A 17,031-nucleotide genomic window follows, 5' to 3' on the forward strand; every position below is an offset into this window, starting at 1 on the left:
TTCATATTCTAAAAAACAGGCTAGTTTTAATTGTACGATCGGGCTGTTATATCATTTCCGTTTAATTCAGAATTGTAAATGAGTTCTTTCTTTTCTAGTGATATCATGTCCGATCGATTGACCACGATCTTGTAGGGGCGGGTTCACCAACAATATTTGCCAAAAACCGACAATTTCAAAAACCCGCCCCGGCTTATATATTATGCGCGATTTATCGGACACGATCTGACAATTATTCGTTGGGTGGGGGCGGGTTTACGAGATTGTTACTTTTAGGCAATTATGGTTGGTGAACCCGCCCCTACGATTTTGTCAACCTGAAATTAAACATAAAAAATCCCCCATTTTTGGGGGATTTAATAAAAGGCGATTACATAGTCTTAGTCTCAGGCATCAAACACTTATCGGAATCGCAACCCGCAGGCCCCGAATCCATCATTTCACCCAAGTCATAACGACTCAGTGCCACCTGAAAAATATCGATTTGACGGCGCACTAAAACGTCTTTCAACATCGTCTCGTAAGTTGCTTTTGCGATCGGTTCAAAAGGCAAACGTGGGAAAGTTTCTAGGGCATCAAAGCGAGACAAAAGTGCAGCCGAAATGTAGCCTTCGTCGTCGCGAATAGCTTCATAAATCCGCGTACCCAAACTTTCAACTTCATTTTCTCGCAACTCAATCGTCGCGCTGGTGTTGTGCCGCACGTAGAACTTTTGCACTTGCATATAAAAGTCCATTTGTGCCGCCGCTGAGAATTTGTTGATCTCAATTTCATCAGCACCGGGTAAATCCGCCCAACTGACAGCCACGGGTATTTCTACTAGCCATTCTGTACAGCGTTCGTCAAAGGGATTGTTCAGCAAATTACCGTTTTCATCTTTGTCAGATTGGGACGGAATTACGTTGTATCCGTAGTCGATGCAGGCGAGGGCTACAGGGTCGTTTTTGCCGAAAGTGATTCGGCGAATGAAACGCTGGGATTTGGGGGGATGCCAGCCGGGAGAAGCACCTGTCAGTAGAGATTTTGTACCCGATGGTTGGACGGTTGTGCAGCGATTGGGGCGTTTCAATGAATGCCGATCGCAATAATCCCATACTACGCGATTCACAATTTCCCGCCAACCAGTCAAATACTCTTCTTCCCGCTGTTTAAACGCAATTCCCTGTGCAGTTTGCGGGCGACCTTCCACCCACCAGCGCAGCCACTCAACGCCAAAAGCATGAACGAAGAAATCGAATAATCCCGTGAAAGATACGCCGACAATCGGGTCTAATTCGCGGCTATATTGATAGCGAGGTTCGCTAAATTTGTGATTGAGAAGTACCGCGACAGATAAACCTGCGGCGGTGAAAGCTTCTTCTTGTTCTTTGAAGTTGTAAGGGTCGATTTGATTGAGGTGAACCTCAGAAAGATTACAGTTTCCAGTTAGGGTATTGCCGAAAACTCCCTTATGAAACTCTGGTTCATTGAAACAGTAAGTATCATGCAATCCTGGTAATTCTTCGACACTTCTGACAACTTGCCATTTACCTTTACCTTTAGCCTTCGTCCCTTTGCTCACATCTAACCGCTGACAAGGAATTTCACCACAGTCAGTAATTTGCAAGTAGTACAAATCCCGGCTTCGGACACCGTAATTAGTGACTGATCCTTGATGAGCACAAAGATTTAGCGATGAGCTAATGCCACACTTGGTCAAAAGTAACTGAACTCTGAAAGCCCGATCGCGATCGGAAATATAAATTCTGATACCATTACTATTGGTATTCGATCCGTCCGTATCAGCTAATCCAGCAATAAAATGTAAAATTGCTTGCCGATTCCAGCTCGCAATTACATTTAGTGCTTCCGGGTTAACTTTCAAACTTTTCAGAAATTCTCCAGAAAAGCTCAAGTTAGTTACATCTGTAAAAGCAGGTAAATAGTCATAGTTTCTTTCAGGCGACTTATTTCCTGCTACTGACAATGCCATTTTGCCTTCGTAAAGTCGAACTTTTGCATTGTCATTTTGGTCTGTAGTTCCATCTCCTACAGCCATACCCAAAGTGTAAGCATAACCTGAATCGATATTCATGCCATCTTCGTACTGAATTGTAAAAGGTTCAGTATGAATGCTATATCGACTTGTATCCATCAAGTCTTTGGTTTGAACTTCTTGGTAAACTTTACCAAAGCGATCCTTGACAAAGAAACGATGATATTCTGTGGCATCTAGATAACTACCATCAGCAAACTTTACACGGTAAAGTTTGCGTCGTCCAACCTTGGTATTACTCGCTGTCTGAAATGGTGTGACGGAGCTCCATCTTTGACCATTCCAAATTTCGATTTCACTTCCAACAACATCCTTTATTTGATGTAGTCCGTCTTTAGTAATTAGCAAAGTGTCGCCACTGACACAGTGGAAGTTAGAGCCAATAATTTCCATTTTTGTTATCCTAAAGGCTTTTTATCCTCTAGTTCTACAGATTCCATTTTATCTGTAGCTCGGCGTACTTTTTCATTTACTTTAGTTATAAATGCCCCGCACTCTTGCCAGGATTATGTTCTTCAATTAAGAAGGTTCACCTGGTACGCTCTACGGTGGTAAAGGATTTTTAATTCCCTTACTTACCTCGGAATTAACATCTCAGTCTTCTCCGAATTTGCGAGGTTTTTAACGTGAGGCAAAATTACTTACCACACGGGTTTAAGCCCAAACGGACTGACCGATGCTCTAATTCTTCCGCAGTCATGTCAGGATAGCGTTCCTGCAACCACTGTTTAGCTTTTCCTTCGTCGTAAGCTTTCAAGAACTCAATTTTAAGACTAGGTGTTGAAAGTAAATCAACGTTAGCTCTAGCTACAGCTTCACCAGCCCATTGTATTGCGCCTTCACCAGAATAATACTGTTTGCGAACAGCATCAATACATTCTTCTAATGTCGGTTTGGAATGAAAAACACGGGTATGGTTGGCCATGCGAAGAGCATCGCGTTCTGGATCTATTTTCCAGTTGCCTTGATCGTCTTGTTGCCACAAGTTGTTTTTAGCATTTGCTCCCAGTTCGTCATCAAAAGTAAACTGACGAATTCCGGCGGATCTCCGAATATTACCAGCCACAATTGTGACCGCAGCTTCATCTATCAATACGCAGCATTCAACTGAATTCAACTGCCGTCCGAAAGCTTTATTCAAAATTGCTGAGCAACGTTGATAAAGGTCAGGCAATTTGACTGGATTTGCGACTCCACCAAAACCTTTTAAAGGCTCTCCCACGGGGCGGACATCGCTCAAATCGATGTAAACTTGAACTTCTCCGGCAAATCTTTCATCTGTGGACAATTCCAACAAAGCTTGATAGGATTTCACCCAACCTTGACGGGAATCTCCGACATAAATAGTTGCGGTTTTTTCAGCTATTTTTACTTCGGTTTCTTGACGGCGCAATTCAGCGGGTGTAGAGCCGATTTCACCTTGCATTGTCACGGTTAAGCGGTTGCTAATCGGTGGCAATTGGTTGATGTATTTGGGTTCCAAAACTGCACCGGTGCCGCAGCCCATCATTGCCAAATCCATCAACAAGCCAAAGGCCCGCCAGTCGATAATATTGGTTGAGGAGCAATTATAGGCGCCGGAAAAGTTCTCTGGTTGCTCAATCCAGTTGCTACCGCCCACCCACAGCCAGCGGCCGGAAGCGAGGGTTTTGAGCTCGTTTTGCATCCGGTGTAGGAGCTGTGTTTCTTCGGAGGTGAGGTTTCCGAGCGATGCCAAGCCCTTGACGGTTCGATCGCACACATCGGCCCAAGTCTCCCTTCCCGTGTCGGTACGACGGCTGTACGTCCTGAAAAATACTGGATTGGCTGCGGGTGCTGTTTCGGGGAAATCGGACAGGTGACGTTTCTCGCGGGCACTCGATCGCTCTAATTCTCGAACCATAGGTTGTGTACTGACGTGTCGGAATATATCAACAGACTATGAATATACAACAGGATTCAGATTTAGGGTAAAACCTTGACAAATTTGACAATTTGCACTAAATATGGGGCTTCGGACTCGGGAAGGTCGATCGGGCGATCGCCTCAAAACTTCAGCAAAAAACCCGATTTCTGCTAGAAAACGGGTGAAGCGCAAATCTTGTCAATTGTCAATTCTTTGTCAATAAAAACTCAATATTCGGTAACAGCGGGTCTTGAACAACCCCCACACCGTTGAATCCCCAACGCTGAAGCAGCGTTTTCACCTGAGAACCGGAAATCGATTCTACCCCAAATCGATCGGCAACATCAGCAGCGTGAGCGTTGAGATAGCTCAAAGCATCATAGTCTTCGCGAAACATCAGCAGGTAACTCACCGCCGAATCAGGGTTGGGACAAGCGCTGATATATTTGCCGTCAGCACGAGAACGCAGTAAGTAAAAAACTTGAGATAACATTTTATCTTTATTGTCAAAATAATATGTTACATCAAATTGGGAATTGGGAATTGGGAATTGGGAATTGCCCAAACGATTAGACTTGCATTGCATAAATCTTTGAACGATCGCGAAACTGGAGATTCCAGGTAGATCGACGCAGATGTTTTCCAGATATGAGAGCGGATAAATGCAATACAAGTCGATTTTAGATTGCCCTAAAGTCAATCTAAAATCGCTTTTAATCTAGCATTTAAATTAAGGTCAGTGCCAAACCTTTAATCGATCGCCCGTCGCCAATTTGACCGACAATGGAAGCTTGACCGGTTGTCAGATTAATATTGTACAAACTCGAAACTCCGCCAACATCGATTGCAGCCAAAGCTGTCTCGTTACCGCCGACACTCCTGAGATCAAAGCCGAGAACGCTAGAAGCATCAATCCCTAAAGATCCGATCGTATTTAATACTCCATTATTCGGCGGATCTTGTCTCACCAAAACATCCAAATTGCTGTCAATTACAAACAGAGTTGTCGAAGTCGCCCCGGCAAAGTTATTCACATAGGCAGCCCCGGCGCCTACGGGAGGATTGTTAAAATTACGATCGCCCGTCGCATAAGTCAAATTGCGATCGAGTTGAATTCCTCCGGTTAACGTGTCAAAATCGACAATTGCCCCCGTATCTGGGTTAATCCGACCGTTTTCTCCCGCTTGATTGACAAACCGAATTCGATCGACTGTGGGATTGAAATCTAAACCGGCAGCCCCCGGAGTCAGCGGTACGGCGAATTGTCCGCTACCGAGTTGACTTGCAGCCCCAGTCACCGGATCGATCGCGTACAATCGATTGCTACTACCTAAACCGTAAAGCAAACCGTTAGCAGGACGAAAATCAATTCCCAGCAAACTTTCTCCCGGCTGCAATCCCGTTACTGCTGTGTCGCTGAGTAAAGTGCGCGGTGCCGCTTCGTTAAAACCGACGATTCTTTCGGCGCCATTTCTGACAGTTAAGGCGTAAGCTGTAGGCAAAGGCAATGCCAAACCGTTAATCTGTCTTCCGTCGGCAATTCTACCAGTAAAAGAAGCTTGACCGGTACTTAAATTAATGTTGTACAAGCCCGAAATTCCCCCGACTTCTAGCGCGGCCACTGCGACATCGCGGCCGCCAATACTTCTGATATCAAAGCCGAGAATGCTAGTTGCATCAACTCCCAAAGATCCGATCGTATTTAACACTCCATTATTCGGCGGATCTTGTCTCACCAAAACATCTGAATTGCTGTCAATTACGAATAGCGTCGTTGAAGTTGCACCCGCAAAGTTATTCACATAGGCAGCCGCAGCCGCCCCCGGAGTTGTGCCAAAATTGCGATCGCCCGTGGCATACACTAAATTGCGATCGAGTTGAATTCCCCCAGTTAATGTGTCAGAATCTACTATTGCCCCGGTATCTGGATTGAGGCGACCGTTTTGACCCGCTTGATTGACAAACCGAATGCGATCGACTGTCGGATTGAAATCAAAACCCACAGCGCCTTGAGTTAGGGGAACCGCAAACTGCCCGCTACCGACTGAATTTGCTTCCCCCGTTTTCGGATTGACAGTATACAAGCGATTGCTAGAACCCACACCGTAAAGCACGCCATTAGCGGGCCGGTAATCAATTCCCAGCAAACTTTCTCCCGCTTGCAATCCAGTCACAGGCAAATCTGAGATGACACTTCCCGGATTAGCAAGGCTAAAACCGACAATCCGATTATCGGGAGTTAAAGCATAAGCCGTTGTCAGCGCTGGAGGCGGGGGATTGGGAAGAATGCTGCTAATATTAGTAGTGAAATCTGTTTGGTCGATCGCACTTCGATTCACACCTCTGAGAGTAGCGAGAAATTCTCCTGTTACCCGGTCTTGAATCACAGTATCATTTCCGGCTTCCAGAATATTCAAGTCGCCAAAAGAGAGTCCGCCCGCCAAACCGATTAAATCTGTACCGTTTGCAAAATCGGCGATCGCATCAGCATTTCCTAAATTAACACCACCGCTGGTAAGGAAAGGATCGGCAGCAGCATAGCGACTCAAAACAAATACATCACCACCATCTCCGCCGATCAGGATATCAGTATCTCTATCTCCCGACAAAACATCATTGCCAGAGTTGCCAAAAATCAAATCATTATTCTTGCCACCAAATACAAAATCGTTATCTTCACCGCCGTTAACACTGTCGCTGCCTAAATCTCCAAACAGAGAATCTCTTCCAGAACTCCCATCAATCGAATCGCCATCTTTTCCACCAAAAATGCTATCATTTCCAGAATTGCCAGCAATTACGTCATTGCCCGTAAAACCAAAAATAACATCATCTTCAGCAGTGCCTGGGAGCGAGTCTGCTTGTATAGTACCTCTAATGTCTGCCATGATATATTGCACATCTAAATTTGACATTCCCAGTGCCTAAAAGCAGCGGGATTTTCAGTACAAAAAATCGCTAATTCGCAGTACGCGCTAATATTACCGAATTTTTTTAGGCTATAAAAGCGCGTTATTTGATAGTTTGCAGTATAGTCATGACAAGTACAACGCAACTGTAAGCTGCCAAGCTTAAGTTTTTAGCGCTGTGAACTTATGAAATCTTGTACTGCGTTCATTAGTGATATACGCTGAATCTCTAATTTTGGATCTGTACAGTCAGAAATTATTTTTCAATTTTAATCTTAAAGCCTCTGAAGGTGAATTTTATTTGTGTAGCAGCGACAACTATCGATCGGTATAAAGTGGATTATATATGGGGATTTGGCATAATAAAAGGCAGGGGCAATCCCCCAGTTGTCCAGTTGGGGTAGGCACGGGGCACTACCCCTACAAATCTGCATGAATGATTTAGACTTGTTATAGATTAAGTCTGCACGGAAAATTCCTCTGGATCGATACCCCCATTTACCCAGCGAATTGCCTCCCTAGCAGATGTCACATTTGGCGGTACTCTCAAAGCATGAATGAATTCCGTGCTCGGACAAGTCATTTTTAACAAATAAATCGGCTCGACATCCGCATTATCTATTTTTAATAGTGCATATTCCTGCCAACTATCTATTTGTTCTGCTGCCAACTCTTGACAAATGCGATCGTAACCAATTGCTTCAATTAACACTCGCCGAACTTCGGCATTGTCTTCAGATAAAAGCCATTCTGCTTTCCACAAATTGGGATGCACTTGACCGTATTGTTCCGGCAATCTGACACCGTGATAATAGTAAAAATTCCATCCATCCGCAAACTCGATCGCAGGTTCTGCTTCAGCGTGCAAGCGGTTTTCACTGTCAAAGCGCAGGTGGCGGGGGCGATCGCACACCGCGCAAATCTTTTCAAAGGGAAATATAAAACCGCAATGCTCGAAAAGCAGCTTTTGGCAGCGAAGTATTTCTTGTGCCTTTTGGGAAATATTGACGCCTGAAGATATATACAATTCAGTCAAATAGATTTCTTTAAACAAAGTCGTGGGGGTTTCAGGGCAATTAAAACCGAACAAATTATTGGAAAAAACATTCCATATCGTTTGTTTCGATCGCACATAGCTGTCAACCAATTTGTACATTACCGAACTCAGTGTGCTGTCGGCTTCGGGCTCGATTACCATGTGATCGAGCTCATACTCCCATAGATCCGAACTTGCAAATTCTCCCACAGCGGGTATCCATTTCAGGTCTAGATTTTTCCCCAATCTATTGCTGTATTCGTCTGAGCATTTTTGTGAATGGTCGGGTTTGAGCCTGTTGAAGATTTGGGGACAAACGTCGCGGAGACTGCTGCAAATAATAACTTCGGGTTCTTCTAGACCAATAGCGGCATAAGCAACTTTGATGGCTGCTGTGGCTTTTTGAGCATCAATTGGCGTAGTTGAGAGAGTAAGACGTTTCTGTGCGAGTTCGCCTAGCACGCACAGAACGGTAATTTCATTGTTGTCCAGATTAAGTGTTGTCTGATTGGTGAGCGATCGCAAGGCGCTGATGTCGGTAATTTGATTGTTTTCAAGATTCAGTGCTGTCAGATTGGTAAGCGAGCCGAGTAAGCTGATGTCGGTAATTCGATTGCTGTCGAGATCGAGTGTTGTCAGATTGGTGAGCGAGCCGAGGAAGCTGATGTCGCTAATTTTATTGTCGCCGAGATCGAGTGTTGTCAGATTGGTGAGCGAGCCGAGGAAGCTGATGTCGCGAATTTTATTGCCCTTGAGATCGAGTGCTGTCAGATTGGTGAGCGAGCCGAGGAAGCTGATGTCGGTAATTTGATTGCTGTCGAGATCGAGTGTTGTCAGATTGGTGAGCGAGCCGAGGAAGCTGATGTCGGTAATTTGATTGTTGTCGAGATACAGTGTTGTCAGATTGGTGAGCGAGCCGAGGAAGCTGATGTCGGTAATTTGATTGTCGCCGAGATACAGTGTTGTCAGATTGGTGAGCGAGCCGAGGAAGCTGATGTCGGTAATTCTATTGCTGCTGAGATTCAGTGTTGTCATGCTTGAAAGTATCTGCTCCGCTGCTTCAGCGTCATCAGTGCCAGCCTTTTCTAACAACACTTCAACTGTGTGCTTTGCTCCTTCTGAAAGACTGTCAATATGCCTGCACCAGTCGGCAAAGCGACTAAAACTAATTGGCTCGTTTGGTTGTTTTTCTGACATAAAAAACTCCGATATGGGGAATGGGGCATCGGGAATGGGGCATGGAATACCATTAACTGTTCGTATTATGGCTGGTGCAATGAGAAGTTGTTCGGTGATGGTGCGATCGCACTTTTATGGTAATTTATCGCGCAGGAAAAGCCAAGTGTTGAGTTTTTCATCTAAAACATATTTATCACTCTCAGAAAGTGCTGCAATAACTTTCAATCGATTTTTAAGTTTTCTTAACTCGCGAATTTCTGCAATAGGTAGCGTTTTCCAATTAGCAACCTTTTTTTCGACATCTTCCTGCGACTCTTTGATGTTATCCCAAAACCATTCTAAAATTAAGTTAACATCGAGAACAGAATCATCGGAAATTACTTCCTGTTTTTCGATCGCCGCAGCCCGCAACATCATTGAGGAAATCGTAAAAGACTCGCCACTACCTGGTTTTTTGCGATCGGCATCATCGGCTAGAAGATCGTAAATTGCGATCGCGACTTCTGCCCATTTGCGATCGCACAAACCAGAACCATTTTCACCTTTTCGAGCCTTAGCGGAGGAAACATCGGCTAATAATAGCCAGTTAAACCCTTGTGGTTGGGTGGTTTGACCTGAAAATATGTTTTTCACCCAAATCAGTACAGATTCGGCATTTTGTTCGAGAATGCGATCGAGGGATATTGTCGTAGGAGATTGAGTCATAATTTATCTACTCCACATATTCGATATCAGCATTACTTGTATCAACTCCTTGCTGCCTAAAGGCTGTAATTCCTACTTCTAAGCTCTCTGAATTGGGTCTAAAATGCCCGCTGTGATTGCTGATTGTTAGCAAAATATATAAACCGTTGCTGCCGACTATCTCGGCTTCTCCCGCAGCCAAAACAGGCTGACCGCGAGTTATAACCGTATGGTAAATTTCATTGTTAACATCTAAAAATTTCGGAATTACAAGGAGTTCTGGGTTTGTTGTCACTGCCCATTTGACAGTCCCTTCATTAATTATATCGTCAAATCCTGCTTCCCCCACTTTAATGGGCCTGATGCCTAACTCATCTGCCGATCGAAGTTCATCATTTAGCGTCGCGGGGGACTGATTGGAAAAGCGAGGGCTAGGAACATTATTTGAAAATGATTGTGTCACAACAGAATTTAACGAGAATCAAATTTATAGTCAAATATGATTCTATCACTTCAAATCTTCCAATTTAATCCTCGGATCGATCGCCTTCAGCAACAAATCCGCAAACAAATTACCAACAATCAACATCGTAGCGCCCATCATCAAACTCGCCATTACCAAATACAAGTCTTGATTGTTCACCGCTTCCAAAGTCAGCTTACCCAAACCAGGCCAATTAAAGAAAAATTCCGCAATAAACGCACCGCTCAACAAACTAGCAAACTCAAAACCTAATAACGTCACCAACGGATTAATCGCATTCCGCAGAGCGTGAATGTAAATTACTCGATTGTCCGGCAAACCTTTAGCCCGTGCAGTTCGGATATAATCTTGACGCAGCACGTCTAACAATTGTCCGCGCATCAATCTTTGTAAGCCAGCAAAACCTGTGACGCTGAGGGCGACTGTTGGCAAAATTAAGTGCCAGCAATAATCGAGGATTTGACCCCACCACGGTAAGTCTGCATGATCGATGCTTGTCATTCCTCCGACTGGGAAAAGGGGCGAAGTATTTTGAGCAAAAAATAGCAGCAGCAAAGCTGTGATAAAGCTGGGAAAACCCTGGCCCGTGTAGCTGACTACTTGCAAAACCCGATCGACAGTTTTATTCTGATTAACGGCCGCGACAATTCCCAAAGGCAGTGCGATCGCCCAAGTTACAATCAAAGATGCGATCGCCATCAACAACGTCGCCGGTACTCTTTCCCACAGCAGCGACGCTACGGATCGCTGATACACAAAGCTCGTGCCAAAATTCCCCTGTGTCAGAATTTGTTTCAGCCACAGCCCATACTGCACAATCGCTGGTTTATCCAAGCCGAATTGCTGTTCGAGTTGCTTGAGTGTTTCCGGCGAAATCTTCGGATTTTGACTCAAAGTATCTAAGTAATTTCCTGGTGCGAGCTCAATAATTGCAAAACACAGAGCCGATGCTAAGAATAGGGTTAAAAGTGCCTGCAACAGTCGTTTGACAACATAAGTAAATGTCTCGCTGCCAAATAAAGAATTCAACATTCGCCAGTTTCGATTAGATTTAATAGAAGTCATACCATTTTAGATTTTAGATTTTAGATTTTAGATTGAGAATTTGGGATTTTTGATTGATTAATTGTTTGTGAAGCATCGATCGCAGCTCATACGATCCCTATATGTTTGCAGTAATGACAGAAGTCGTGGCTTGCGGGTTTAAGAATGCGGACTAAAGTCCTCACTACAAACCTCTTTTATTACGGTCAATTGATCGGACAATTGACAATTGACAACTGACAACTGACAACTGTCAACTGTCAACTGTCAACTGACTACTGACTAATATTCGACTAGCGAGACGATCGGCACATCCGGCAATTTCTGCCTCCCGCCCAAAGCCAGCAATTCAATCACAAAAGCAAAACCGACAAGCTCGCAGCCCGCTTGCTGCAACAAATTAGCCGTCGCGGCCGCTGTTCCGCCAGTGGCGATCAAATCGTCCACAACCAGCACCCGGCTGCCGGATTTCATCGCATCTCGGTGCATTTCCAGTCGATCGACACCGTACTCCAACTCGTACTCAGCAAAAAGAACTTCTCCAGGCAGTTTTCCCGGTTTGCGGACAGGAATAAAGCCCACTCCCATTTTATAAGCCAAAGGCGTGCCAAAGATAAAGCCCCGCGATTCCATGCCCACCACATAGTCAGCAGACATTTCAGAGCATTTTTCAGCTAAACTGTCAATAGTGTAGCTCAGTCCTTGCGGGTTGCAGAGCAAAGTTGTAATGTCTCGAAACATAATTCCCGGCTTGGGGAAATCAGGAATGTCGCGAATCAGAGATTTGAGATCCATAAGCTTGCAGATCGGCGTTGAGGGTAACGAGGCATCAAAAATGCTACAATCATAACGTCAATCGATTTTAAATTTTAGATTTTAGATTTTAGATTCACTATATGTAAACAAATGTCATAATTTCCTAACGACAGGGTTGAATATCAAGATTTGTCAACCTATGATCTAAAGTCAAAAATATAATATCTAAAATCCAATGATCAAGTTGGCAGCACGAGTGGGTGAGGTTCCTCCTTCCATAACCTTGGCGATCGCAGCTAAGGCAAAAGCTATGAGGGCCGAAGGGATTGATGTATGTAGTTTGAGCACCGGAGAACCCGACTTTGATACCCCCGAACACATTAAAGCGGCGGCAAAGCAAGCTTTGGATGCGGGGAAGACTAAGTACGGCCCGGTGGCTGGGGAAGCGCAGTTGAAAGCTGCGATCGCCCGCAAACTCCGCAACGACAACAATCTCCACTATCAACCGGAAAATATCATTGTCACCAACGGCGGCAAGCACTCCCTCTACAATCTGATGATGGCTCTGATCGAGCCTGGAGATGAAGTAATTATTCCGGCTCCCTACTGGCTCAGCTATCCAGAAATGGTCAAACTCGCCAGCGGTAAGCCCGTAATTGTACGGACAGATGCTTCTACAGGATATAAAATTACACCGGAACAACTGAGTGCAGCGATTACTCCCAAAACCAAGTTATTCGTGCTGAATACGCCTTCTAACCCGACGGGAATGGTGTACACTCCAGCGGAAATTAAAGCGCTGGCCCAGGTGATAGTCGATCGAGATATTTTAGTCGTTTCTGACGAGATTTACGAAAAAATTATATATGACGGCGCCAAACACGTCAGCATCGGTTCCCTGGGTAAAGAAATATTCGATCGCACCATCATTAGCAGCGGTTTTGCAAAAGGTTACTCAATGACAGGCTGGCGGATTGGCTATTTGGCCGGGCCGATCGAATTAATTAAAGCCACCAGCACCATTCAAGGACACAGTACCTCAAACGTGTGTACTTTTGCACAGTACGGCGCGATCGCAGCTTTGGAAAGCAGCCAAGAGTCTGTGGAAAAAATGCGTCTCGCTTTTGCCGATCGGCGTGAAGTAATATTTGAATTGCTTGAGGCGATCCCTGGAATTAGCTGCATCAAACCAGACGGCGCTTTCTATATGTTTGTCAATATCAGCAAAACTGGAATGACTTCTCTGCAATTTTGTGATGCTTTCTTAGAACAGCATCAAGTAGCAGTTATTCCAGGGATTGCGTTTGGTGCAGACGACCACATTCGCTTGTCTTATGCCACCGATTTAGGCACAATTAAAAAAGCTGTAGAAAGGCTCGATAAATTTGTCCGAAGCATCTAAAAATTAGTCAGTTGTCATTTGTTAGTTGGCAGTAGTCAGTTGGCTGTTGGCGGTTGTCAGCAGTCATTAGTGCGAGCGTCCCCGCTCGCGAACCTTATCATTAGTCAGTAGTCATTAGTAGTAACTGCTTTCCTCTCAACTGTCAACTGTCAACTGTCAACTGTCAACTGTCTAAAGCTGTTTGGTCATAATTTCCTTTAGCAAATCCAGTCCCTTCTTGACTCGCCGAGAAACAGTCACCGCGCTGATACCCAAGCGTTCGGCCGTTTCCTTCTGCGTCAAATCGTACAGAAAAACAAACTCCAATATCTCCCGAGTCCGTTGTTCCAACATCGCCAAAGCTTGCTGTACGCGAATTTGATCCTCTTGCGCCAACTGAAAACTCCGATATTTGCTATCGGGTACCAATTCTCCCAGACAAGTCGCGCCCTCATCTTCATCTTGCACTGGTGCGTCTAAACTTAAAGGCGATCGGTTGAGATGCGCTAACTTAATTTCTTGCCATTCTGCCACAGAAACCTCAAGCACTGCTGCTACTTCAGCATCCGTAGGTTTGCGGTTGAACTGTACCTGCAAATCCTTGATCGCTGCGACAGACTTGCGTTCCAGGGCCAACCAGTGGCGGGGAACTCGCACAGAAGGGCTTTTGTCCCGCAAGTAGTGTTGAATTTCGCCGCGAATGTAGGGAATTGCAAAGGAACTAAAAGCGTGTCCCTTCGAGATATCAAATCGCTCGATCGCCCTAATCAACCCAATACACCCAACTTGCTGCAAATCATCGTAGCTTTCACCGCACTGATTGATCCAGTGGTAAACTTCTTTTCGCACCAGTCCAATATTCAGTTGAACTAACTGATTGCGGACTTCATTCGAGCCAGAATGTTGGTACTCGCGCAACAATTGCAAATTTTCGCTTTTTAGCTCGTTGGGGATTGTGGTAGACATGGTTGCATAAAGGTTGGTAGAGCAGGGGACTGATGTTGCTTTAGACCTAGTTTTTAATCTAGTCTAAAAAAATTAATCTTGCTGTGGTGTAATCCTAGCACTTATATATCTGTGACAGCAGACACACCAGTCAAAATTTGGGACTGTGCATGGATTTGAGGGAATTAGTCAATTTTAAATTTTAGATTTTAAATTTACTCCACAGATTAATTTAGGAGCTTCTATTTGGGTCTAAAATTTGGCGATCGACTTTAAGCGATCGTCAGGGCTTCCGTTTTTGGTCGGGGTCATCCCAGAAGTGTTCAGCAAAATCCGTATTTTACCAGAAAGAATTGGTTGAAAGCCCGCCCGCCTAATCGGGAGAAATTAAAATCAGACTATTCATTACTCCAATCCTCTTACTTCTAGGTAGAGGTCGCTCTTAAACTGTCAACTGTCAACTGTCAACTGTCAACTGTCAACTGTCAATTGAATGATGTTTATTTTTCACACCATATTGTAGTGGCAAATTTGTTTAAACGCAATACTTCAATTAATCAAAAATCCTAATTTAATAACTGGCAACTCAATAACACTTTAAGCATAGATTTAGTCATTAGTCAACAGTCTTCAGTTATCTTTCTAAAGACTGTTGACTAATGAAAGGCGAGCAGTAGCTTTAGGACAAAAAACTGCTCAAGTTCGTTGGCGAAGCCCTCGCAGAGGATCGATCCAGAAAGACAATTTTACGAAACAGAAGGCTCAATCCGAGCGTAAAACAAACCACGAATTTTCACGTCCAGAGCAGGTCTAGCTCCCAAATCAGTATCAGAAGGCTGCACGCTTTCAAAAATCCCCCCAATTTCGCCAGTAGCGCTGTTGACCTTAGCAATTTGGAGAGAAATTTTGCCAGCCTTGGTACGGGTGTCAGCTAACTTAACATTAGAGCGTTTCAGCTTGGAATTGTCAGTAGCCGGCAACGCGACAGCATTGTCGTAGCCCGTCGATACACCGCGACCTTTAGGATCTAAAAAGCCTGCGCTGCGGTAAGAAGGAACGTTAAATTCCCCTTGAAAATCGGTAGAAGTATTGAGCGCAACGACTCCCGGATCGGAAGTAGCCACTAACTCTTTAATGGTGAACAAGAAAGGTACTTGCTCTCCACCCGGTAACTGAACTGTAATTGCTTGAAAGTCCAAGCCGTCCTCTTCTGTAAAAGTCAGAGTACCGTCATTACCAACCTTGAGCGTACCTTGAACTTGGTCAATGCTCGACGTGAACCGTGTCAACAATTTACCAGGCACAAATTCTGCCTCTTGGCGTTTGTTGGCTGCTTCTTCCTTCACAAAGTAAGTTGTGGGCTGCAAACACATACCAGCCAGTTTATAGGTGCCACCCGCTTCAATGGGGATCGATCCCCGAGAAGTTTCTGCCAAGCTAGGGCAGTTATTGGCCAATCCTGTACCTCTAATCTCGTCGTAGGTGAGCAACTCGGTAGTCGCCACCGTCGTATCAGTAGGAGCAGAAGAACAAGCAACCAGCGCACTCATGCAAAATGCTAAAAGTGCAACAATTAAAGCACGATATTTCATTTCCAACCTCAATATCCAACATCGGATTATATTAAGAAAAAGCCCTAGTTCGAGCAAAATATAATTGCCCGCCGGCAGGCTAGGCCAGCGCCATAGCAGCATTTAGATCCAGATCGCTTGCTTCACCGACACTGGCTTTCACTCAAAAAATCGAGCTAGTGCGGTGAAAATAAGCAAGAACTTATGATTTCTCAATCATGTTCGGATCGCAGCCCAATACACATGGTACGACGGGTTGTGCTCTTTTCCTGACTTGGATTGGAAATAAATCTTGCGATCGTCAACCCACTTAAGTTACGTTGCTTATTGGCCCCGAATGGCGATCGCCACTAGCTCGATTAGTCGGCTCACCAAAAGGCTGGGGACAAACGCCTTGTAGATTTCAAAGGAAGCAGCGGTATGGACAACGGCAAAAATTTAGAGTCAGAAAAGTTGCAGTCTCAACTGCAATCGCTGACAGAGGCGATTCGGACTTTAGCCGAAAGTTGTCAGGGAGACAGTGTGCTGCTTTTGACCCTGCTGCGGGCCCTGGAAGCTTCGCACCAGGAAATTCGGGACGGTTTGTTCCAAGCATCTTTTCCCGACAACCGCCAAGCAGTTTACAAACTGCTCAGGAATATTGAAGCCAATGGCGGCTGGCCTTACATCCAGCGTATGAAACTTCGATCGATCTTGGGGTACGCCCAACAATTATCTCCACTAGAAGATGATCCGGCCAAGTCTGAAAATGACTCGGCCGGGACTGAGGAAGACCTTAAATAGTGATGAGTTTTGAGTTTGTGACGTTGACATTAACTCAAAACTCATCACAGAAGGGCGCTGTTGCACCTAGAACCCGAAAGGTGTAGGAGGTACGGGTATCGGACTCGGCAGCATCGCAGGAAATACCGGCATCTGGCCGGGCATCGGCAAAAGTCCTGGAGTAGGCGTCGGGGCGATCGACTTAATAGACACCATTGAATCAGGTACGGTAACAGTCGGCGCAGTCGGAATCCTCGAAACCGTCGGAGTTGGAGTCGTAGTCGTCGGAGTTGGAGTCGTAGTCGTCGGAGTTGGAGTCGTAGTCGTCGGAGTTGGAGTCGTAGTCGTCGGAGTTGGAGT

General features: G+C 45.0%; 13 protein-coding genes and 1 pseudogene. 2 read left to right on the plus strand and 12 right to left on the minus strand.

Going from position 1 to position 17,031, the window contains the following annotated elements:
* Positions 1-370: 370 nt before the first annotated feature.
* From nrdJ (JGK20_RS22475) to JGK20_RS22515, 9 genes are all read right to left on the minus strand, one after another.
* Positions 371-2,428, minus strand: a complete 2,058-nt coding sequence (gene nrdJ / locus JGK20_RS22475) for a ribonucleoside-triphosphate reductase, adenosylcobalamin-dependent (RefSeq protein ID WP_293232213.1) — start codon at positions 2,426-2,428, stop codon at positions 371-373.
* 244 nt (positions 2,429-2,672) lie between these two features.
* Complete coding sequence (gene nrdJ / locus JGK20_RS22480; RefSeq protein WP_293179785.1) at positions 2,673-3,917, minus strand: ribonucleoside-triphosphate reductase, adenosylcobalamin-dependent; 1,245 nt, start codon at positions 3,915-3,917, stop codon at positions 2,673-2,675.
* Positions 3,918-4,125: 208 nt separating this feature from the next.
* Entirely contained in the window at positions 4,126-4,413 is a 288-nt protein-coding gene (locus tag JGK20_RS22485; protein WP_293179815.1) for a hypothetical protein, read from the minus strand.
* A gap of 232 nt (positions 4,414-4,645) precedes the next feature.
* Positions 4,646-6,835, minus strand: a complete 2,190-nt coding sequence (locus tag JGK20_RS22490; RefSeq protein WP_293193051.1) for a DUF4394 domain-containing protein — start codon at positions 6,833-6,835, stop codon at positions 4,646-4,648.
* Positions 6,836-7,286: 451 nt separating this feature from the next.
* Positions 7,287-9,062 carry a leucine-rich repeat domain-containing protein gene (locus JGK20_RS22495; protein ID WP_293179779.1) on the minus strand — a complete coding sequence of 592 codons (1,776 nt, stop codon included), beginning with the start codon at positions 9,060-9,062 and terminating at the stop codon, positions 7,287-7,289.
* Positions 9,063-9,176: 114 nt separating this feature from the next.
* Positions 9,177-9,749 carry a hypothetical protein gene (locus tag JGK20_RS22500; RefSeq protein WP_293179776.1) on the minus strand — a complete coding sequence of 191 codons (573 nt, stop codon included), beginning with the start codon at positions 9,747-9,749 and terminating at the stop codon, positions 9,177-9,179.
* A gap of 7 nt (positions 9,750-9,756) precedes the next feature.
* Complete coding sequence (locus tag JGK20_RS22505; RefSeq protein WP_293193047.1) at positions 9,757-10,191, minus strand: hypothetical protein; 435 nt, start codon at positions 10,189-10,191, stop codon at positions 9,757-9,759.
* 45 nt (positions 10,192-10,236) lie between these two features.
* Positions 10,237-11,277, minus strand: a complete 1,041-nt coding sequence (locus JGK20_RS22510) for an ABC transporter permease (RefSeq protein ID WP_293193045.1) — start codon at positions 11,275-11,277, stop codon at positions 10,237-10,239.
* A gap of 261 nt (positions 11,278-11,538) precedes the next feature.
* Positions 11,539-12,051 carry an adenine phosphoribosyltransferase gene (locus tag JGK20_RS22515; protein ID WP_293212581.1) on the minus strand — a complete coding sequence of 171 codons (513 nt, stop codon included), beginning with the start codon at positions 12,049-12,051 and terminating at the stop codon, positions 11,539-11,541.
* Positions 12,052-12,247: 196 nt separating this feature from the next.
* On the opposite strand from JGK20_RS22515, the gene JGK20_RS22520 reads away from it, so the two are divergent.
* On the plus strand, positions 12,248-13,414 hold the full coding sequence (locus tag JGK20_RS22520; RefSeq protein ID WP_293179767.1) for a pyridoxal phosphate-dependent aminotransferase: 1,167 nt from the start codon (positions 12,248-12,250) through the stop codon (positions 13,412-13,414).
* 171 nt (positions 13,415-13,585) lie between these two features.
* On the opposite strand, the gene JGK20_RS22525 is transcribed toward JGK20_RS22520, so the two are convergent.
* Together JGK20_RS22525 and JGK20_RS22530 are read right to left on the minus strand one after the other, a co-directional pair.
* The gene (locus JGK20_RS22525) at positions 13,586-14,359 is read right to left on the minus strand and encodes an RNA polymerase sigma factor SigF (RefSeq protein ID WP_293179764.1); all 774 of its coding nucleotides are present in this window, start codon (positions 14,357-14,359) and stop codon (positions 13,586-13,588) included.
* 725 nt (positions 14,360-15,084) lie between these two features.
* Positions 15,085-15,930 (minus strand): photosystem II manganese-stabilizing polypeptide, encoded by an 846-nt coding sequence (locus tag JGK20_RS22530; protein WP_293179762.1) that lies wholly within the window; start codon positions 15,928-15,930, stop codon positions 15,085-15,087.
* 399 nt (positions 15,931-16,329) lie between these two features.
* On the opposite strand from JGK20_RS22530, the gene JGK20_RS22535 reads away from it, so the two are divergent.
* Positions 16,330-16,692, plus strand: coding sequence for a hypothetical protein (locus tag JGK20_RS22535; protein WP_293179759.1), 363 nt, complete (start codon positions 16,330-16,332; stop codon positions 16,690-16,692).
* 66 nt (positions 16,693-16,758) lie between these two features.
* Here JGK20_RS22535 and JGK20_RS22540 read toward each other — a convergent pair.
* Positions 16,759-17,031 (minus strand): annotated as a pseudogene (locus JGK20_RS22540) (calcium-binding protein); the annotation flags it as partial.

The sequence above is a fragment of the Microcoleus sp. PH2017_05_CCC_O_A genome, assembly GCF_020738785.1.
Lineage (GTDB): Bacteria > Cyanobacteriota > Cyanobacteriia > Cyanobacteriales > Microcoleaceae > Microcoleus.